This is a genomic window from Roseisalinus antarcticus, assembly GCF_900172355.1.
GTDB lineage: Bacteria > Pseudomonadota > Alphaproteobacteria > Rhodobacterales > Rhodobacteraceae > Oceanicola > Oceanicola antarcticus_A.
This window is the reverse complement of the sequence record NZ_FWFZ01000006.1, coordinates 67231-85877: the sequence shown is the minus strand read 5'-3', so window position 1 is coordinate 85877 and position 18647 is coordinate 67231. Positions and strand designations below refer to the sequence as shown.

General features: G+C 68.4%; 18 protein-coding genes. 9 read left to right on the top strand and 9 right to left on the bottom strand.

Features of this window, described 5'->3' with window-relative positions; translation table 11 throughout:
- Positions 1-354: 354 nt before the first annotated feature.
- Entirely contained in the window at positions 355-1869 is a 1515-nt protein-coding gene (gene gatB / locus ROA7023_RS07705) for an Asp-tRNA(Asn)/Glu-tRNA(Gln) amidotransferase subunit GatB (RefSeq protein ID WP_085878442.1), read from the top strand.
- Positions 1870-1987: 118 nt separating this feature from the next.
- On the opposite strand, the gene ROA7023_RS07700 is transcribed toward gatB, so the two are convergent.
- On the bottom strand, positions 1988-2242 hold the full coding sequence (locus ROA7023_RS07700) for a BolA family protein (RefSeq protein WP_085878441.1): 255 nt from the start codon (positions 2240-2242) through the stop codon (positions 1988-1990).
- 73 nt (positions 2243-2315) lie between these two features.
- On the opposite strand from ROA7023_RS07700, the gene ROA7023_RS07695 reads away from it, so the two are divergent.
- On the top strand, positions 2316-2951 hold the full coding sequence (locus ROA7023_RS07695) for a DnaJ domain-containing protein (RefSeq protein WP_085878440.1): 636 nt from the start codon (positions 2316-2318) through the stop codon (positions 2949-2951).
- A gap of 108 nt (positions 2952-3059) precedes the next feature.
- Here ROA7023_RS07695 and ROA7023_RS07690 read toward each other — a convergent pair whose 3' ends face one another.
- The 5 genes from ROA7023_RS07690 to ROA7023_RS07670 form a co-directional block, all read right to left on the bottom strand.
- Positions 3060-3536: a hypothetical protein gene (locus ROA7023_RS07690; protein ID WP_085878439.1), complete on the bottom strand. Its 477-nt coding sequence runs from the start codon at positions 3534-3536 to the stop codon at positions 3060-3062.
- A gap of 65 nt (positions 3537-3601) precedes the next feature.
- Positions 3602-4411: a hypothetical protein gene (locus ROA7023_RS07685; protein WP_143535474.1), complete on the bottom strand. Its 810-nt coding sequence runs from the start codon at positions 4409-4411 to the stop codon at positions 3602-3604.
- A 280-nt stretch (positions 4412-4691) separates the two neighbouring features.
- Complete coding sequence (gene msrB, locus ROA7023_RS07680; RefSeq protein WP_085878437.1) at positions 4692-5165, bottom strand: peptide-methionine (R)-S-oxide reductase MsrB; 474 nt, start codon at positions 5163-5165, stop codon at positions 4692-4694.
- A 91-nt stretch (positions 5166-5256) separates the two neighbouring features.
- Positions 5257-5943, bottom strand: a complete 687-nt coding sequence (locus tag ROA7023_RS07675) for an anti-sigma factor (RefSeq protein WP_159458460.1) — start codon at positions 5941-5943, stop codon at positions 5257-5259.
- Complete coding sequence (locus tag ROA7023_RS07670) at positions 5940-6488, bottom strand: sigma-70 family RNA polymerase sigma factor (RefSeq protein ID WP_085878435.1); 549 nt, start codon at positions 6486-6488, stop codon at positions 5940-5942. The genes ROA7023_RS07675 and ROA7023_RS07670 overlap by 4 nt, the downstream gene beginning before the upstream one ends.
- A gap of 179 nt (positions 6489-6667) precedes the next feature.
- On the opposite strand from ROA7023_RS07670, the gene cobS reads away from it, so the two are divergent.
- Positions 6668-7654, top strand: coding sequence for a cobaltochelatase subunit CobS (gene cobS / locus ROA7023_RS07665; RefSeq protein WP_085878434.1), 987 nt, complete (start codon positions 6668-6670; stop codon positions 7652-7654).
- Positions 7655-7845: 191 nt separating this feature from the next.
- Here cobS and ROA7023_RS07660 read toward each other — a convergent pair whose 3' ends face one another.
- Positions 7846-8448 carry an NADPH-dependent FMN reductase gene (locus tag ROA7023_RS07660; protein WP_085878433.1) on the bottom strand — a complete coding sequence of 201 codons (603 nt, stop codon included), beginning with the start codon at positions 8446-8448 and terminating at the stop codon, positions 7846-7848.
- An 83-nt stretch (positions 8449-8531) separates the two neighbouring features.
- On the opposite strand from ROA7023_RS07660, the gene ROA7023_RS07655 reads away from it, so the two are divergent.
- From ROA7023_RS07655 to ROA7023_RS07640, 4 genes are all read left to right on the top strand, one after another.
- On the top strand, positions 8532-8915 hold the full coding sequence (locus ROA7023_RS07655; RefSeq protein WP_085878432.1) for a winged helix-turn-helix transcriptional regulator: 384 nt from the start codon (positions 8532-8534) through the stop codon (positions 8913-8915).
- Positions 8916-9090: 175 nt separating this feature from the next.
- Positions 9091-10971, top strand: a complete 1881-nt coding sequence (gene cobT / locus ROA7023_RS07650; protein WP_085878431.1) for a cobaltochelatase subunit CobT — start codon at positions 9091-9093, stop codon at positions 10969-10971.
- 118 nt (positions 10972-11089) lie between these two features.
- A complete protein-coding gene (locus tag ROA7023_RS07645; protein ID WP_085878430.1) occupies positions 11090-12889 on the top strand; it encodes an aminopeptidase P family protein in 1800 nt (599 codons plus the stop codon).
- Between the two features lie 103 nt (positions 12890-12992).
- Positions 12993-13334: a DUF427 domain-containing protein gene (locus ROA7023_RS07640; RefSeq protein WP_085878429.1), complete on the top strand. Its 342-nt coding sequence runs from the start codon at positions 12993-12995 to the stop codon at positions 13332-13334.
- Between the two features lie 114 nt (positions 13335-13448).
- Here ROA7023_RS07640 and ROA7023_RS07635 read toward each other — a convergent pair whose 3' ends face one another.
- A complete protein-coding gene (locus tag ROA7023_RS07635; RefSeq protein WP_085878428.1) occupies positions 13449-15137 on the bottom strand; it encodes a chloride channel protein in 1689 nt (562 codons plus the stop codon).
- 75 nt (positions 15138-15212) lie between these two features.
- Here ROA7023_RS07635 and ROA7023_RS07630 point away from each other — a divergent pair, with 75 nt between their 5' ends.
- Positions 15213-16586, top strand: a complete 1374-nt coding sequence (locus ROA7023_RS07630; RefSeq protein ID WP_085878427.1) for an FAD-binding oxidoreductase — start codon at positions 15213-15215, stop codon at positions 16584-16586.
- A 185-nt stretch (positions 16587-16771) separates the two neighbouring features.
- On the top strand, positions 16772-16930 hold the full coding sequence (locus ROA7023_RS24385) for a hypothetical protein (protein ID WP_159458459.1): 159 nt from the start codon (positions 16772-16774) through the stop codon (positions 16928-16930).
- 9 nt (positions 16931-16939) lie between these two features.
- On the opposite strand, the gene recN is transcribed toward ROA7023_RS24385, so the two are convergent.
- Positions 16940-18586 carry a DNA repair protein RecN gene (gene recN, locus ROA7023_RS07625; RefSeq protein ID WP_085878426.1) on the bottom strand — a complete coding sequence of 549 codons (1647 nt, stop codon included), beginning with the start codon at positions 18584-18586 and terminating at the stop codon, positions 16940-16942.
- Between the last annotated feature and the right edge of the window lie 61 nt (positions 18587-18647).

Below are 18647 nucleotides of genomic sequence, written 5' to 3'. Positions count from 1 at the left end.
CGACGGCGAAGCCCCTGCGAATCGATGCCCCGCGGCGCCCCCCCTTCCGCGGCCGAGGGTCGCGACGCCGAGCGGATCGCCGAGGGTCTCGGGCTTGTTCCCCTTGGCCGGGATGCCGCGCCCTGCCCCCCCCCCGGGGGCCTCTGCCTGGACCTGAGGCCCCCCGGGGGGCAGGGCGCGGCAGGCCAACGCGGGCGGGCCACCGCGCATTTGCCGCCCTCTTCCCCCCCGCACCCGGCCGAGTCCCGGCACCCTGCTCACGCCGCCCGGAGCCGCGCTGAACGCCATCGCGGACTTGTAGCCTTCGCGCGCCTCGCCTAGAGAACGGGGCAGCACGAGAAGGGGCCGCATACCATGCTCGATCATCTGACGTACGAGGAACCGAAACCCAAGGTCATTGCCGGCGCGACCGGCGATTGGGAGCTTGTGATCGGCCTGGAGGTGCATGCCCAGGTGGCCAGCCGCGCCAAGCTCTTCTCCGGCGCCTCGACCCTCTTCGGCGCCGAGCCCAATTCCAACGTCGCCTTCGTGGATGCCGGCATGCCCGGGATGCTGCCCGTCATCAACGAGGGCTGCGTGGCGCTGGCGGTCAAGACCGGCCTCGGCCTCAATGCCGCGATCAACCTGCGCTCCGCCTTCGACCGCAAGAACTACTTCTATCCCGACCTGCCGCAGGGCTACCAGATCAGCCAGCTCTACCACCCTATCGTGGGCGAGGGCGAGGTGATCGTCGACATGGGGCCGGGCATCGCGCGGCTCGTGCGGATCGAGCGCATCCACCTGGAACAGGACGCCGGCAAGTCGATCCACGACATGGATCCGACCATGTCCTTCGTCGACCTCAACCGCACCGGCGTCGCCCTGATGGAGATCGTCAGCCGCCCCGACATCCGCGGCCCCGAAGAAGCGGCGGCCTATATCCTCAAGCTGCGCCAGATCCTGCGCTACCTCGGCACCTGCGATGGCGACATGCAGAACGGCAACCTGCGGGCGGACGTCAACGTGTCGGTCTGCCGGCCCGGCGACTACGAGAGATATCAGGAAAGCGGCGATTTCTCGCACCTGGGAACCCGGTGCGAAATCAAGAACATGAACTCCACCCGCTTCATCCAGCAGGCGATCGAGGTCGAGGCGCGGCGCCAGATCGCCATCCTCGAGGACGGCGGCACGGTCGACCAGGAGACCCGAGGCTTCGACCCCGACAAGGGCGAGACGCGGACCCAGCGGTCCAAGGAAGAGGCGCATGACTACCGCTACTTCCCCTGCCCCGACCTGCTGCCGCTGGAGATCGAGCAGGCCTGGGTCGACGATATCGCAGCCTCCCTGCCCGAGCTGCCGGACGCGCGAAAGGCCCGCTACGTCACGGATTTCGGCCTGACCGAATACGACGCCTCGGTGCTGACAGCCGAGGTCGAAACCGCCACCTATTTCGAGGCCGTGGCAACGGGCCGCGACGGCAAGATGGCCGCGAACTGGGTCATCAACGAGCTCTTCGGCCGCCTCAAGCGGGACGACCTGGACCTTGCCGCCTCGCCCCTGCCGCCCGCGCGGCTGGGCCAGATCATCGACCTCATCGCCTCGGACGCAATCTCGGGCAAGATCGCCAAGGACGTCTTCGAGAAGGCCTATTCCGAGGACCGCGACCCGGCCGAGATCGTCGAGACCGAGGGCCTCAAGCAGGTCACCGACACCGGCGCCATCGAGGCCGCGGTGGACGAGGTCATCGCCGCCAACCCCGGCCAGGTCGAGAAGGCGCAACAGAACCCCAAGCTCGCGGGCTGGTTCGTGGGCCAGGTTATGAAGGCAACGGGCGGCAAGGCCAATCCGAAGGCGGTGAACGAGCTGGTCACGCAGAAACTGGGGCTCTAGCCCCCGGTCTCGACGCCGGCCCCCGGCCCAACCACGGACCTGCCGGACACCCAGAGCCGGCCAGGGGACGGTGGGCGGGGCGATGGCGCAGCCGAGCGTCGTCCACCGGCCCCTCCCCCTAGCTCAGATCGAGCGAAAGCGCGTGGATCCGCCCCATGATCCCGGGTCCGAGCGCCCCGTGCACCGCGCGGTGGCGGGCGATGCGGGACATGCCGGCGAAGGCCTCCGCCTCGATCGTCACCTTCCAGTGGCTTTCCCCGCTGCCATCGTCGCCCGCGTGGCCCGCGTGGCGGTGGCTCTCGTTCTCGACGACCAGCGTTCGCGGCGCGAACGCTGCCTCCAGCCGGTCGTGAATTTCAGATTCAAGTCCCATTTTCTCCAATCTCCCCCTTCCCTCTCGCGGTCCAAGGTTTAAACTCCCCCGTCCGACGAGCAAAGGAGGCATCATGCCCGACAAGCCAGACCCCTTCGGTTTCAACATGTCCGTGTCGGCCTCCAAGAAGAAGAACCCCCGCGGCAGGCGGGGGATGTCCGGCGCGATTGAAACCTCTACCCGCGAATGCGACCACGAGGGCTGCAAGGAGGCCGGCAAATACCGTGCCCCCAAGTCTCCCGACGTGCTCGACGATTATTTCTGGTTCTGCAAGGAGCATGTGCGAGAATACAACCTCAAGTGGAACTTCTTTGAGACCGGGTCGGAAAAGGACTACCTCGACCAGGTCCAGCGCGACCGCGTGTGGGAGCGTCAGACCAAGCCTTTCAAACGCTCCGCCGAAGAGCGCGCCTGGGCGCGCCTCGGCATCGAGGACCCGCATCAGGTCCTGGGGGACAACGCGACGCGCAACCCCGGCAAGACCAGCGGCAACGGCAGCCGTCGCCTGCCCCCGACCGAACGCAAGGCGATCGAGATCCTCGACGCCAACGACAGCTGGACCAAGACCGAGATCCGCAAGGCCTACAAGGCGCTGATCAAGGTGCTGCACCCGGACATGAACGGCGGCGACCGCAGCCACGAGGAACAGTTGACCGAAGTCGTCTGGGCCTGGGACCAGATCAAGACCTCCCGGTCCTTCAAGGACTGATCCGCCCGCCCCCGTCGTCGGCTGTCGGGCCGGGGCATCGGACGCAGGCATCTGACATCGGGCCAAAGGGGCAGACAGGGGCGACACAGCCGCCGCCACCGCTGCCGCTCAGGACAGGGGCAGGGCCTCGCAGGGGCCGAGCCCCGGCACCACCTCGTCGTAGGTCAGGTCCCAGGCCCCGGTCGCGTTGTCCTCGGTGTAGATCTCCACATAGACCGGGCCGTCGCGGACCGGGCCGAAACACAAGGTCTGCACCTCGCCGTCCGGCCCCTTGCGCACCGCCAGAAGGCCGCCCAGACCGGCGCGGCCCGGCTCGTTGCCCAGCACCTTGGTGCCGGCGACGATGCCCGCATCCCCGGATTCCCCGATCCGGCGCAGGGTCACGACGCCGGTCAGCCCCTTGTCGGGCGTCACCCGGTAGAGGATGAACTTGCGCGGATCGTCCGGCCGGTGGCCGAGCGCGAGCACTGTGCCGGGCTGCAGTTCCGGCACGTCGGGCGCCTGCTGTGCTACGGCGCCGCCGGCCAGAAGCCCCAGCAGAACAAAGATGACGAGGCGCCATGGCGCAAAGCCTCGCGGAGCCATATGCCCCCCCCCCGATCGTGATCGCGACACTTCGCGATAGAACCGCTTCGCCGATCGCGCAAGGGTCAGGCCTGGCCGGAGGTCTCTTCGACGCGCTTGCTTCGCACCGGTCTTCGCGGACGGATGCGCCGCAATCGTCCCGCTGGCGCCGGCGGCCGCGCCTTGCTGATGCGCAGCGGGCTTGCCGCCGCGGCCTGCCGAAGCGGCTCGCGCCGCTCGGACGGATCAGGCACCGCCTGCGATTCGGGGGTGACCCGGGCCTCACGCTCCTGCGCCGCGGTCTCCAGTGCGCGCCGGGCCGCGTCTTCGTCGTCGAGCAGGCCCTTTTCCGGGGCCGTCCCCGGCCGCTTGCGCAGGGGCGAGGTCGACGGCGCCCTCGGGCTGCGCGGCAGATCGGCGATGGGAACGAAGATCGAATCGCGCTCTTGCCGCCAGCGGACCATCAGGAAATGCGCCGCGAAGAGGCAGCTGAACCAAAGCACCGCAAGCAGCGGCGAGCTGGCCAGTTTCATGAAAAGAGAGAACGGCCCGAACATGGTCCCGTAAATCGGCAGGGCCAGGGTGCCCGTGATCACCGAGCCGGCAAAACTGAGGATCAGCACACCGCGCAAGGCCCGCGGCCAGCCGGAGCTGCCGGGCGTGCCCATCAGCTCTCCGGTCAGGTAGAGTCCGCCGGCCGCGCCTATGCCGCCCGCCAGGATGACCCAGCATTCATAGAGGGTGAGCGGATCGAAAGGCCGCCGGCCGCTGTTCTCCAGCTGGGCGACGATCACGAAGGTCAGACCGGCGCCGAACAGGACCACGATGAGGTAGGCCAGCGCCCGCCCCCGCTCTCCATCCGTCGCCCGCGTCATTCCATCCGTCAGCCACGCCATGCATCAGCCCCGTTCTTACTGTTGCTGACCGTTATCTGCTGTCCGAAGGTGGCAAGAACATGGCCGAACCGGTACGATTAGCATGGCGCTAACCTTGTTTTTCCGGCGTTGCCGGCCAGCGATTCCGGCCAGCGATTCCGGACTGTGGCCGAACCCGGGCGGCGCGGGGCGCGGACCCGCCCGGGAAAGCGAACAGGGCGGCCCCGAAGGACCGCCCTGTGAAGATCGCGCCTTCCTGGCGAAGGGTCAGGCCGGCGACAAGGTCAGGCCGGCGCGAAGGTCAGGCCGGCACGAAGCTCAGGCTGACACCGTTGAGACAATGCCGCTTGCCCGTGGGCTGCGGGCCATCGTCGAAGATGTGGCCAAGGTGGCTGCCGCAGCGGTCGCAATGGACCTCGGTCCGGGTGGTGAAGAAGCTGCGGTCGGGCTTGGTCTCCACCGCGTTCGGCAGGGCGCGGAAGAACGACGGCCAGCCGGTCCCGCTGTCATACTTGGCCTCGGACGAATAGAGCGCCTGGTCGCAGCCCTTGCAATGATAGGTCCCGGGCTCATAGACCTTGTCCAGCGGCGAGGACCCGGCACGCTCGGTGCCCTCCTCGCGCATCACCCGGTATTCGGCATCGGTCAGCATCGCGCGCCATTCGGTCTCGGTCCGCGCGACCTCGAATTGTTCCTGCGCGGCCAGCAGCGCCGGCAGCGACGTGCCCGCAAGGCCGGTGGCCCCGGCAAGGCTTAGAAATGTGCGGCGTTTCATGGTTCATCCTCCTGTTCCAGGTCGCACAGGGTTGCGCGACTGTCTGACCGGACTCACGCAGGAGCAGGGCGCAGAGTTTCAGCACGCGGCGTCACAAGGCGGTGATCGGCCCCGCGGCAAGCACATCGCCGGTGGGCGCCCCGGTCGGCGAGCCGCCCGGCGGCTCGTCGGAAACGGCCAGAAGGGCGCCGGCGATGTCCAGGCCCTCGGGCAGGGAGAAGAGCGCGGTCTCGGCCTCGGGCAGCAGGCCGAGCGACACCGGGGCCGCCTCGCCCGCGATCAGCCACAGCTCCAGTGCGCGGCCGGTGCGGGCCCCGCCCGCGGTCACGTTCACGGCCACGGCCTCGGGCGTGACCGAGGCGCGCACGACGAGGCTGCCGTCCTCGGCGGCAAGCTCCGCCTGGTAGGTCGGGACGGCCGGCACCTGCGGCCCGCCGATCCAGCCCAGGCTGAGCGACAGCCAGACCAGCCCCGCCGCCGCGGCCGCGCCCACGAAGGAGGGCACGATGCCAAGGCGCCGCCACCAGGCCCGCGCCATGTCCGGGAAAAGCGCCCGTTCGATCCGGGCCTGAAGGCGCGCGGGCGGCGCGACGGGCTGCACCTCGGCCACGGCCAGCGTCGCCAGCTGCTCGGCCCAGAACGCCACCTCGGCGCGGAACACCGGGTCGGTTTCGAGACGCGTGTCACAGGCCGCCCGCTCCTCGGTCGAGAGCAGACCAAGGACGTATTCGGCCGCGAGGCCGATCCCGTCGTCGTCTGGTCCCGTGGAGTCGGTCATTCTGTCAGGCACTCTCTCAATTTCTGAAGGCCGCGGCGCAGCCATGTCCTTATGGTATTCAACGGCATCGAAAAGCGGTCCGCCAGTTCCTGGTAGGTCTCGCCTTCAAGGTAGACCCGCCGGATCGCCTCTGCCCGGTCCTGCGGCAGCGTGCCCATGCAGGCGACGATCCGCTCGCGGTCGCTCGCGGCGATCGCCAGCGCCTCGGGGCCCGGCCCGGCGGACGGCACCTCGGCCGCCTCGCCCAGATCCCCGGGCCGCGTCTTGCGCGTGCGCAACCTGTCGATGGCCCTGTTGCGGGCGATGGTGATGAGCCATGTCATCGGGCTCAGCCCGTTCGACTGGTATCGGCCCGCCGCATCCCAGATGCGGATGAAAACCTCCTGCGTGCATTCCTCCGCCTCGGCGCGGTCGTTCAAGACACGCAAGGCCACGCCGAACAGTTTCGCCGAGGTCGCCGAATAAAGCGCGGCAAACGCCTTGCGGTCGCCGAGGCTGACCCGGGCGATCATCGCTTCGATGTCCTGGCGGCCCGTCGTGCTCATGCGCCCTCTTGGTTGACGCGGGCGAGAGTGGCAGAAAGCCGCCGGGATGCAAGACGCCGCGACGCAGGCGGGCACCGCGGCAAAGACTGCTTCGGTGTGCGCCCCTTCCCCTTGCGGGCGCGGGCGATATGTTGCATCCCCGGACCCCGAGCGCCCCGTTGACATAAAGGCAGACGACCATGGCTGATGGCATGATTGACCCGACCGCAAGACCGACCGAGGAAGTCTCGGTGCGCGATGTCTTCGGGATCGACAGCGACATGCATGTGAAAGGCTTCGCCGACACGTCGGACCGGGTGCCCGAGATCGATTCCACCTACAAGTTCGACCCCGACACCACGCTCGCGATCCTGGCGGGCTTCGGCTACAACCGGCGGGTGATGATCCAGGGCTATCACGGCACCGGCAAGTCGACCCATATCGAACAGGTGGCCGCCCGGCTGAAATGGCCCGCCGTGCGGGTGAACCTCGACAGCCACATCAGCCGGATCGACCTGATCGGCAAGGATGCGATCAAGCTGCGCGACGGCAAGCAGGTGACCGAGTTCCACGAGGGGATCCTGCCCTGGGCCCTGCGCAACCCCGTCGCGATCGTCTTCGACGAATACGACGCCGGCCGCGCGGACGTCATGTTCGTGATCCAGCGGGTGCTGGAGCATGACGGCAAGCTCACGCTGATGGACCAGAACGAGATCATCACCCCGCACCCGTCGTTCCGCCTGTTCGCCACCGCCAACACCGTCGGCCTTGGCGACACCACGGGGCTTTATCACGGCACCCAGCAGATCAACCAGGCGCAGATGGACCGCTGGTCCATGGTGGCGACGCTGAACTACCTGTCCCACGACGCCGAGGCGGCGATCGTGCTGGCCAAGGCGCCGCATTACAACACCGCCGAGGGGCGCAAGACGGTCAGCCAGATGGTCACCGTCGCCGACCTGACGCGCACCGCCTTCATGAACGGCGAGCTCTCCACCGTCATGTCGCCCCGGACGGTCATCGCCTGGGCCGAGAACGCGCGGATCTTCAAGGACGTGGGCTATGCTTTCCGGCTGTCCTTTCTGAACAAGTGCGACGAGCTGGAGCGTCAGACCGTGGCGGAGTTCTTCCAGCGCTGCTTTGACATGGAGCTGCCCGAGAGCGCGGCGTCCCTGTCACTGGGCTGAGGTCCGCGTCGCCCCCGCGCGACGCTCGGGGACGCAGCGGTGAACGGACAAGAAAGGCGAGAGGTGCGAAAGCCCCCCTCGCCTTTTGCTTTGTTACCGGAGCCTTGCCGCCCGGGTCCCTTCCTCGGATCCCTTTTCGTCGGCTCCGGTGTGACCGATTGCGGGGGGCGTCAGATCGGGGCCCGGCGGTCTCAGGCGGCCTCGGCGCGCTCTTCCGCGCGGGCGGATTTCAGGGTGCGCGCCCACCAGGCCAGATCGTCGAACATCTGCTTGGCGGAGGGCGCGAGCACCGCGTCAACCTCGGACATGTCGCCATTCTGGCCCATCGGATGGACTTTCAGCATCTCGCCGCCGCCGAGATGAACGGCATTGCGGATCGGGGCCATCTGCAGCTCCACGCCGATGGTGCGCAGGTGCTCGACCGCGCGGGCCGCGCCGACGCCGCCGTAACCGAAGGCCGAGAAGGGCTTGCGCACGAAGGGCATGTAGGCCCAGTCCAGCGCGTTCTTCAGCTCGCCGGTGATCGAGTGGTTGTATTCGGCGACCATGAAGACATAGCCGTCGAATTCGGCCATCTTGTCCTGCCAGGCCTTCGCCTTCGGGTCGGTGGTCTCCATCCACAGGTCAGAGGCCGGCGCGTCGAAGAACGGCAGGTCGAAGTCGCGCAGGTCCACGATCTCGGCGTCGACCTCGCCATGGCCTTCGGCCTTTTCAAGCAGCCACGCGGCCGGCTTGTCCGCGAAACGGGTCGGACGGGAGTGGCCGATGACGATGGCAATACGGGGGCGGGACATGATAGTCTCCTTTCGGGCAATGGTTACTGTTCGTTCCCGATGCCATCTAACGATCGCGCCGATCTGTGCAAGGAGGCACCTTTTTGAAACCTGTTATCCACCAGGAAACCGGGCCCTGCATCGCCATCAGCGATGTGCTGAGCCGGATCGGCGACAAATGGTCGGTTCTGGTCATCGTGAAACTGGCAGCCGGGCCAATGCGCTTCAGCGAACTTCAGCGCGAAATTGGAAACATTTCCAAGAAGATGCTGACCACGACACTGCGCGGGCTGGAGCGGGACGGCTTTGTTTCGCGCACGGTCACGCCGCTGCGCCCGCCCCGCGTCGACTACGGCCTGACCGACTTCGGAAAAGAGCTGAACGAGCCGCTTGGTGCGCTGGCGCACTGGGCCGGTGCGAACCACCGCAGGATGGAGTCCGCCCGCGCGGCGTTCGATCTGCTGCAGGATCGTGCAAGCGTCGGATAGCAGCGCAGACCCTCCTGTCCGCCGCCAGGTCCGCTGACAGGTCCGCCGCGGGCCTGCACGGTCCGCGCACCTCTGACCGGTCGCGGCCCTGCGCGGCCCGCGAACACGGTGAAATCCGCTAGGTTCGCGCAGCCCGGCTCTTGCCAAGACCCGCTCCCGGCGCGATGTAGTCCACATGGCCCAGAACTCCGACAACCCCGCCGACCCGTTCAAGAAGGCGCTCGCCGAAGCCACCAAGGTTCTGGCGGACGATTCCGAACTCGCGGTCTCCTATTCCGTCGACCCGCCCGGTCAGACCTCCGATTCCGTGCGCCTGCCGCAGATCTCTCGCCGGATGACCCGGGACGAGGTGATGCTGGCGCGCGGGACCGCCGACGCCTACGCGCTGCGGCACCGCTACCACGACCCAAGGCTCGCGGCCCGCTACATGCCCGAGGGCCAGATGGCGCGGGATCTCTATGAGGCGATGGAGAGCGCGCGGGTCGAGGCCGTCGGCGCCCAGCGGATGCCCGGCACCGCCGGCAACATCGACGCCAAGATCGCCGCAGAAGCGCGGCGCAAAGGCTACGCCCAGATCCGCGACAAGGCCGAGGCGCCGCTGTCCACCGCAGCCGGCTACCTGATCCGCCACCTTGCCACCGGCCGGGCCCTGCCCGAGGGCGCGGACAACGTGATGGACCTGTGGCGCGGCTTCATCGAGGAGAATTGCAGCGGGACGCTCGACGCGCTCGACGGCACGCTCGACGACCAGCGGGCCTTTGCCCGGCTGGCCCGGCGGCTGATCGAGGACATGGGCTACGGCGACCAGCTGGGCGACGACCCCGACGCGCCCGACGATGACGAGGACGAGACCGCCGAGAGCTCGGACGAAGACGAGGACAGCCCCGAAGAGGCCGGCGAGGACGAGAGCGACGAGAGCGAGGACATGGACGCCTCGCCCGAGAGCGCCCAGGATCAGCAGCAGGACGCGAGCCAGGCCCAGGTCGATCTCGACGAGCTGGCCGATGCCGAGTTCGCGGAGGAAACCGAGATGCCCGAGGGCGAGGCGCCGATGGAGCCCCCGCCCCCGCCGCCCGCCTCGGAGGCCGACCCGAATTACGAGATCTTCTCCAGGGGGCACGACGAGGAGATCGGCGCAGAGGACCTGGCAGAGCCGATCGAGCTGGAACGGCTGCGCGCCTATCTCGACCAGCAGCTGGACCCTCTGAAGGGCGCGGTGTCGCGCCTGGCCAACAAGTTGCAGCGGCGCCTGCAGGCCAAGCAGAGCCGATCGTGGGAATTCGACCGCGAGGAAGGCATCCTCGATGCGGGCCGGCTGGCGCGCGTCGTGGCGAACCCGACGACACCGCTGAGCTTCAAGGTCGAGAAGGACATGGAGTTCCGCGACACGACGGTGACGCTGCTGTTGGACAATTCCGGCTCCATGCGGGGGCGGCCGATCTCGATCGCGGCGATCTGCGCCGATGTGCTGGCGCGAACGCTGGAGCGCTGCGACGTCAAGGTCGAGATCCTGGGCTTCACAACCCGCGCCTGGAAAGGCGGCAAGGCCCGCGAGGAATGGCTGGCACAGGGGCGGCCCGCGACCCCGGGGCGGCTGAACGACCTGCGCCATATCATCTACAAATCGGCCGACGCGCCGTGGCGGCGCACCCGGTCGAACCTCGGGCTGATGATGAAAGAGGGCCTTCTGAAGGAGAACATCGACGGCGAGGCGCTGGAATGGGCCCACCGCCGCATGCTTGTTCGGCCGGAACAGCGCAAGATCATGATGGTGATCTCGGACGGGGCGCCGGTGGACGATTCGACCCTGTCGGTGAATCCGGCGAACTACCTCGAGAAACATCTGCGCGACGTGATCGCCATGGTCGAGCGGCGCCGCGCGGTGGAGCTTATCGCGATCGGCATCGGCCATGACGTGACCCGATATTACCAGCGCGCAGTCACGATCACGGATGTCGAACAACTGGCCGGAGCGATGACCGAGCAGCTCGCCGGTCTCTTCGACCAGGATCCCCGCAAGCGCGCCCGCGTCCTGGGAATGCGCCGGGTCGCCTGATCCCCCGATTATTCGCGAATAATCGGCAGGATTATTCGCGAATAATCTTGGCCCTTCAAAACCGTGCGGGCGCTGGACGGCGAAGGACGGTTCTCAGCAGTCAGAAAGAGGCGACAGGATGTTCCAGACGTTTGAAGTCACCAGCGCACCGGATCAGGGCGTGCCGCGGCTGGCCGCATTGCGCAGCGAGATGGCGGACGCCGGGGTGGACGCCTTCATCGTCCCCCGGGCCGACGCTCATCAGGGCGAATACGTGCCGGCCTCGGATGAACGGCTGTCCTGGCTGACCGGGTTCACCGGCTCCGCCGGTTTCTGCGCGGTGCTCGCGGAAGAGGCCGGGCTCTTTGTCGATGGCCGCTACAGGGTCCAGGTCAGGCAGCAGGCCGCGCCGGTCTTCACCCCGGTCGATTGGCCCGAGACGCAGCTCGCCGACTGGCTGCTCGCTCGCCTGGGCCGCGCCGAAAAGGTCATGTTCGACCCCTGGCTGCACACCGTGGCCGAGATCGAGGGGCTGCAGGAGCGGCTGAGCGTGGCCGGGATCACGCTCTCTGCCGGGCCGAACCTCGTGGACCGGATCTGGAACGACCGCCCCGCTCCGCCCAATGCCCCGTTTTTCGCCTACCCCGACGATCTTGCCGGGGCGACCTCCGCCGAGAAGCGGCAGCGCCTGGCCGCTGGAATGGGCAAGGCCGGTCAGGACAGCGTGGTCCTGACCCTGCCCGACAGCATCGCCTGGCTGCTCAACATCCGGGGCGCGGATGTCGAGTGCAACCCCGTACCGCTCGCCTTCGCGATCCTGCATGCCGACGCCCGCGTGGACCTGTTCTGTGCCCCCGGGCAAGCCGATCCCGTCGCCGACCACCTCGGCCCCGATGTCACGATCCGGGACCGTTCCAGTTTGCTGTCCAGCCTCGAAAGCCTCTCGGGAACGGTTCTGATCGCCCCCAAAAGCACCCCGCAGATCGTCGCCGACACGCTCGCGGCCAAGGGGATCGACCCGGTGCACGGCGACGACCCCTGCCTGCTGCCCAAGGCCCGCAAGACCGCGGCGGAGCTCGACGGCAGCCGCGCCGCGCATCTGCGCGACGGCGCCGCGATGACCCGCTTTCTAGCCTGGCTCGATGCCGAGGCGCCGGGCGGCGGGCTCACAGAGATCGACGTGGTGACCGCGCTCGAGGGGTTCCGCCGGGGCACGAACGTCCTGCGCGACATCAGCTTCGAGACCATCTCCGGCGCCGGCCCCCATGGCGCGATCATCCACTACCGCGTGACCACCGACACCAACCGGGCCGTCAAGCCCGGAGAGCTGCTGCTGGTGGACAGCGGCGGGCAATACATGGACGGCACCACCGACATCACCCGCACTGTGATCGTGGGCCCTGCGACAGAGGAGCATCGGCGCTGCTACACCGCCGTCCTGCAGGGCATGATCGCCGTGTCCCGCGCCCGCTTTCCCGTCGGCATCACCGGCCGCGACCTCGATGCGCTGGCGCGGTTCCCGCTCTGGACCAGGGGGCTCGACTATGACCACGGGACAGGGCACGGCGTCGGGGTCTACCTCAGCGTTCATGAGGGCCCGCAGGGGATCTCGCGCCGCTCGACCGTGCCGCTGGAAGCCGGGATGATCCTCTCGAACGAGCCCGGCTATTACCGCGAGGGCGCCTTCGGGATCCGGATCGAGAACCTTGTGGTCGTGCGGCCCGCGCCGGAGTTGCCGGGGGCGGATGACCGCAAGATGCTCGACTTCGAGACGCTGACCTGCGTGCCGCTCGACCGGCGGCTGATCGACACGCGGATGCTGTCGGACGACGAGAGGGGCTGGATAGACGGCTACCATGCGGATACGTTGCGAAAGATCGGTCCGCTCGTGGACGGGCCGGTGCTGGACTGGCTCGAGACCGCCTGTGCCCCGCTCTGACCGGGCGGCAGGGGCTCTTTGGTGTTGCCTCGCCTGAGGCAGCCTTGCCGGACAACGGACCGGGACGACCGGACATGACAACGACAGTAGTTGGGGAGGGGCCATGGCCGACCACATCAAGATCAGACCCGCCGAGGGTACATGGGTGGTGCGCACAGGGGGCGCCGTGATCGGCGAGACCGACAACGCCCTCGAACTGACCGAGGGCGATTATGCCCCGGTGATCTATTTTCCGCGCGACGACATCGCGATGGCGTTCCTGGACCGCTCCGACTCGGTCTCGACCCATCCGCACATGGGCGAGGCGCGGTATTTCACGATCCAGATCAAGAGCGGCCCCCTGAATAACGCCGCGTGGTCCTTCGAAAGCCCGAATGCCGGGCTCGAGGAAATCGCGGGATATGTGGCGTTCTACACCTCGACCGTTGCGGTCGAGCAGGTCTGACGGCGGGGTGATAGCCCGCCCCCCTTTCCGGCCGCCATCAGGCCACGGGCCGGCGACCCTCCCCGAGGGTCCCGCGCCCGCCCCGCCCGCCGGGGGCGGCCACGCGGTCCTTGCTCAGGAATGCTCTTCGGCCGCCGTCGCCGCGAGGGCGCGGTTGTAGGCCCGCAGCGCGTCGACCTGGAACAATGCGCCCAGCAATTCGGGCGGCTCGTCCGAGCCCGACAGGCGCACCACCGGGATGAATAGCGGGTTCGCCTTCTCGAATATCGGCATCGCCTGTTCCAGCGTGGCCCCCACGTCGAGGTAGGTGCCCGCTTCGACCATCTCCCAGCAGCTGTCCTCGGGGGCCGCTCTTGGTGCCGTTCTGGTGCGCATCACCGCGCCCGCGGAGAAGGTCGACAGCAGATAGGCCTGCGGGCCCGCCGCCAGCCGCACCCCGCGCCGCTCCAGCTGGGTCAGGAAGAACGACCGGTCGACCAGGTTCGAGGCCAGCGCGGTCGAGATCGACACCGACACCATGACCGCAAGGCCGGTCTGCCAATCCCCGGTCAGCTCGAATACGATCAACGTCGTGGAGATCGGCGCCCCCAGCACCGCCGCGGCGACCGCCCCCATTCCCGCCAGCGCATAGAGCGTCCCCTCGCCCGAAACGTCCGGGAACACTGCCGTGCCGACCGTCCCGAACGCGAGCCCGGTCAGGGCCCCCACCATGAGCGAGGGCGAAAACACCCCGCCCCCCATCCGGCCGCCTACGGTGATCGCAACCGCCGCCACCTTGAGCACGGCAAAGACCACCGCCTCGCGGAACAGCAGATCGCCGGTGAGGGCGCGCGACGTCGTCTCGTAGCCGACGCCGATGATGTGGGGCCAGAACACGGCGAGCCCCCCAAGCAGCAGCCCCGCGACGGCGGGTCGGGCCCAGCGGGGCAGCCCGGTCCGGGCCTGGATCTCGTTGCCGAGGTCGTCGGCCCAGAAGATCCCCCGCATCAGCACCACGGCAACGATCCCGCAGACCAGGCCCAGCAGCAGGAAGGCCGGCAATTCCACGTAGAATTCCAGGGCGTTCTGGTTCGGCAGCACGAATTCCGTCAGCCCGCCATAGGCCAGCCGGTTGATGACCGTGCCCGCCACGCTGGCGATGACGATGGGCGCGAAGGCATGGACGGCGAAATGGCGCAGCACCACCTCCAGCGCAAAGAGGGCCCCCGCGATCGGCGCGTTGAAGCTGGCCGAAACGGCCGCCGCTACGGCGCAGCCCAGCAGGTCGCGCCCGGTGATCCCGTCGGCGCGCAGCACCCTGCAGATCAGGGTCGAGATCACGGCCGCCACGTGGACGACCGGCCCCTCGCGCCCCGATGAGCCGCCGGTCGACAGGGTGATCCACGAGGCCAGCGCCGAAACCGCCCCCCGCCGGACCTCGACCCGGCCGTTGTCCAGCGCCGCGCCCTCGATCACGTCGGCCACGGCGCGCACCCGCCCGTCGTCGGTGAAACGGTCCAGCAACAGCCCCACCGCAAGCCCGCCCGCGACCGGCACCAGCAGCACCCAATACCAGTCGAGCCCCGCCGCGGCGGTATGCAGAAGGTGGGGATCCTCGGTCCGGTAGAGCGCATGCTGAAGCGCCTCGATCCCGAGGCGAAAACCCAGGGCCGCGAAGCCCGCGCCGATCCCGATCACGAGGGCGATCAGCCAGAACTGGATCTTGGACGGCCCCTTGCGGCGGATGACGCCCAGGCCCCGACCGAGTGCCCGCCAGCCTTCGGCGAGGCTCTCCTTCACGAATGTGCCAACCCCCGCAGCCATCCCTGCCGCCTTTCCGCGCCCCGCGCCTGCCCCTATGCTGCGTCAGGCCGGACCAGGAGCGAAGGAAGACCTGCCATGATCGCCGAAGCCGCCCTTGAGGCGTTGACCTCACTCCTAGGGGATCGCCTGTCGCGGTCCAAGACCGATTTGGAGGCGCACGGCCGCTCCGAAAGCCATTTCCCCCTGACGCCGCCCGATGCGGTGGCCTATCCGGCGTCGACCGACGAGGTGGCAGGCATCGTGCGGATCTGCGTGGATCACGGCTGTCCGATGATCGGCTGGGGGGCCGGCACCTCGCTGGAGGGGCACGGGCTCGCGGTGCAGGGCGGTCTCGTGGTGGACTTCACCCGGATGGACGCAGTGCTCGAGGTGCGGGCCGAGGACAGGGTCGCCCGCGTCCAGCCCGGCATCACCCGCGAACGCCTGAACGAAGAGCTGCGCGCCACCGGCCTGTTCTTTCCGGTCGACCCCGGCGCCAATGCCACCCTGGGCGGCATGGCGATGACCCGCGCCTCGGGCACCACCGCCGTCCGCTATGGCACGATGCGCGACAACGTGGCCGCCCTGGAGGTGGTGACCGCGGACGGCCGCGTGATTCGCACCGGCGGGACGACGGCCAAATCCGCCTCCGGCTACGATCTGACCGGGCTGATGGTGGGGTCGGAAGGCACGCTCGGCCTTGTCACTGAACTCACCTTGTGGTTGCAAGGCCAGCCGGCCGCGATTGCCGCGGCCACTTGCGCCTTTCCCGGCTTCAACCAGGCCGTCGATGCGGTCGTCGAGACGATCCAGACCGGCATCCCCATGGCCCGGATAGAGATCCTGGACGCGGCGAGCGTGGCGGCGGTGAACGGCTATTCGGACGCGGACTTTCCCCTGATGCCGCATCTCTTCGTGGAGTTTCACGGCACCGAGGCGGCCGTCGCCGCCGAGACCGAACAGTTCCACGAGATCGCCCGCGATCACGGCTGCACCGGATTCGAGGGCGCGACCCGGCCTGAGGACCGGACCCGGCTGTGGCGGATGCGCCACCATGCCTATTGGGCGATCCTCGCATCGCGCCCCGGAAGCCGGGCCATCGTGTCCGATGTCTGCGTGCCGATTTCCATGTTATCCCAAGCTGTTGAGCAGACCCAGGCCGATATTGCGCAAGCCGGTCTGCAGGCCCCGATCCTGGGCCATGTGGGCGACGGCAACTTTCACGCGATCCTTCTGCTCGACGGATCCGAGGCGGAGCGGCGCGCCGCCGAAGAGGTCTCGGCGGCGATGATCGACCGGGCGCTCGCCATGGGCGGCACCGCGACGGGCGAGCATGGCGTGGGCCTGGGCAAGCTCAAACACATGGCCGCAGAGCATGGCGCCGCCTGGCAGATCATGGGCGCGATCAAGCGGGCCCTTGATCCGCAAAACCTCATGAACCCCGGAAAACTCGTTCCGCAAGGATCCTGAAACGGCACACGCGTGGTGCGTGCGCACATCACCCGACAATGACTGTCAATAACCTAAGGTTGTATACGATCGGTATTTCGTCCTAGAATGATCGTCAGCCATCCGAGGGGGATCGGTGTCGATACATACCATTGTTCGCCATTGCGGGGGATTGATGATTGCCTCAAAGGACAACACAGGCGCTGATGCGAGCCTATGAAAAACGGGCCGAGCTCGAGCAATATCTGAAGGAGATCGATCACAGCATCGATTCCCTGCACGAACGGCTCGAGAGGGTCGATATGGGCTGCGTGAAATTGCCCAGGCGGATCCGAAAACGGCCGCTCGAGGAGACGACGGACTAGGCCAGCGGCTCAGCCGTCAATCAGCGCCCGCGCGGCCTGGCGTGCCGCGTCCGTCAGGGTATCGCCCGACAGCATCCGCGCGATCTCGTCCACCCGCGCCTCCGCGTCCAGCGGCACCACGGTCGAGATCGTCTCATCCGCGCCCTGTCGTTTCTCGACCCGCCAGTGATGGCCGCCGAGGGCCGCCACCTGCGGCGAATGGGTGACGACCAGAACCTGGCCATCCCCGGCCAGCCGCGCCAGCCGCCGGCCAACGGCCGCAGCGGTCGCGCCGCCGACGCCGCGGTCGATCTCGTCGAAGATCATGGTCAGCCCTTGCGCCTCGCGGGTCAGGCAGACCTTCAGGGCCAGCAGGAAACGCGACAATTCCCCGCCCGAGGCGATACGGTTCAACGCGCCCGCCGGCGCACCGGGGTTGGTGGCCACCAGAAAGGTCACCGCGTCCCACCCCTCGGGGCCGGGCTCTCCGTCCTCGATCTGGACACGGAACTCGGCCCGCTCCATCTTGAGCGGGGCAAGCTCGGCGCCCATCGCGACCTCCAGCTGGCGCGCGGCGACGGTCCTTTCCTCCGACAGGGCAGCGGCGGCGGTGGCATAGGCCGTCTCGGCGGCCGCGGCCTCCGCCTCCAGCCGCTTGAGATCCCCGTCGGAGGCGTCGAGCGCCTCCAGCCTATGGCGCAGCTCTCCGTCGAAGGCGGGCAGTTGATCGGGCAGGACGCCGTGCTTGCGCGCCAGTGCCCGGATCGCGAACAGACGCTCCTCCACCCGCTCCAGCGCCAGCCCGTCGAAATCCAGCGCATCGAGGCAGTCCGCCACCCCCTGTTCCGCCTCACCCAGTGCATCCATCGCCCGTCCGAGCGCCTCCAGCGGCGCGTCGAGCCGCCCCTCGGCGGCCTCGGCCGCGCCGTCAAGCCAGCGGATCGCGTCGGTCATCAGACCCTCGGCCCCCTGCCCCGTCAACGCGCCGTGGGCCTTGGCGATGTCCGCGCGGATCCGTTCCGCCGATTGCATCGTCCGCCGCTGCCGGTCGAGCAGCTCCTCCTCGCCCTCCTCGGGCGAGAGGTCGTCGAACTCGGCCACCGCGTGGCGCAGGAATTCCTCTTCGGAGCGCAGGGTCTCGGCCGCCTCCCGCGCCTCGGCCAGCGCGGCCTGCGCCTTGCGCCGCGCGGTCCAGACGCCGCGCACAGCGCCCGTATCCGCGCCCGCGAAAGCATCGAGCAACGCGCGGTGGCCCCGCGGGTTCAGCAGGCCACGATCGTCGTGCTGGCCGTGCAACTCCACCAGCCTGTCGGACAATTGCCGCAGCACCTCTCCGGAGACCCGGGTGCCGTTGACCCAGGCCGTCTTGCGCCCGTCCCGGGCGTTGACGCGCCGCAGGATCAGCTCGCCATCCTCCGCGCCGATCCCGGCCTCGGCCAGCACCGCCTCGCAGCCATGGCCGGGCGCGAGATCGAACACCGCCGTCACCTCGCCCTGCTCAGCACCGCTGCGCACCAGTTCCGCCCGCCCCCGCCAGCCCAGCACAAAGCCTAGCGCATCCAGCAGGATCGACTTGCCGGCCCCGGTCTCGCCGGTCAGCACGTTCAGACCGGGCTGAAACTCAAGCTCCAGCCGGTCGATGATAAGCATGTCCCGAATATCGAGCGTTCGCAGCATTCGCCTGACGGCCTCACATCGCTGCGCGGCAGAGGCGCAGCCTTTCGGCTTGGGTAGGGTG

What these genes read in the sequence shown, in the direction of transcription:
- gatB (WP_085878442.1), top strand. Translation starts at nt 355, where the DNA reads ATGCTCGATCATCTGACGTACGAGGAACCGAAACCCAAGGTCATTGCC.
- ROA7023_RS07700 (WP_085878441.1), bottom strand. Translation starts at nt 2,242, where the DNA reads ATGGGACTTGAATCTGAAATTCACGACCGGCTGGAGGCAGCGTTCGCG.
- ROA7023_RS07695 (WP_085878440.1), top strand. Translation starts at nt 2,316, where the DNA reads ATGCCCGACAAGCCAGACCCCTTCGGTTTCAACATGTCCGTGTCGGCC.
- ROA7023_RS07690 (WP_085878439.1), bottom strand. Translation starts at nt 3,536, where the DNA reads ATGGCTCCGCGAGGCTTTGCGCCATGGCGCCTCGTCATCTTTGTTCTG.
- ROA7023_RS07685 (WP_143535474.1), bottom strand. Translation starts at nt 4,411, where the DNA reads ATGGCGTGGCTGACGGATGGAATGACGCGGGCGACGGATGGAGAGCGG.
- msrB (WP_085878437.1), bottom strand. Translation starts at nt 5,165, where the DNA reads ATGAAACGCCGCACATTTCTAAGCCTTGCCGGGGCCACCGGCCTTGCG.
- ROA7023_RS07675 (WP_159458460.1), bottom strand. Translation starts at nt 5,943, where the DNA reads ATGACCGACTCCACGGGACCAGACGACGACGGGATCGGCCTCGCGGCC.
- ROA7023_RS07670 (WP_085878435.1), bottom strand. Translation starts at nt 6,488, where the DNA reads ATGAGCACGACGGGCCGCCAGGACATCGAAGCGATGATCGCCCGGGTC.
- cobS (WP_085878434.1), top strand. Translation starts at nt 6,668, where the DNA reads ATGGCTGATGGCATGATTGACCCGACCGCAAGACCGACCGAGGAAGTC.
- ROA7023_RS07660 (WP_085878433.1), bottom strand. Translation starts at nt 8,448, where the DNA reads ATGTCCCGCCCCCGTATTGCCATCGTCATCGGCCACTCCCGTCCGACC.
- cobT (WP_085878431.1), top strand. Translation starts at nt 9,091, where the DNA reads ATGGCCCAGAACTCCGACAACCCCGCCGACCCGTTCAAGAAGGCGCTC.
- ROA7023_RS07645 (WP_085878430.1), top strand. Translation starts at nt 11,090, where the DNA reads ATGTTCCAGACGTTTGAAGTCACCAGCGCACCGGATCAGGGCGTGCCG.
- ROA7023_RS07640 (WP_085878429.1), top strand. Translation starts at nt 12,993, where the DNA reads ATGGCCGACCACATCAAGATCAGACCCGCCGAGGGTACATGGGTGGTG.
- ROA7023_RS07635 (WP_085878428.1), bottom strand. Translation starts at nt 15,137, where the DNA reads ATGGCTGCGGGGGTTGGCACATTCGTGAAGGAGAGCCTCGCCGAAGGC.
- ROA7023_RS07630 (WP_085878427.1), top strand. Translation starts at nt 15,213, where the DNA reads ATGATCGCCGAAGCCGCCCTTGAGGCGTTGACCTCACTCCTAGGGGAT.
- ROA7023_RS24385 (WP_159458459.1), top strand. Translation starts at nt 16,772, where the DNA reads ATGCGAGCCTATGAAAAACGGGCCGAGCTCGAGCAATATCTGAAGGAG.
- recN (WP_085878426.1), bottom strand. Translation starts at nt 18,586, where the DNA reads ATGCTGCGAACGCTCGATATTCGGGACATGCTTATCATCGACCGGCTG.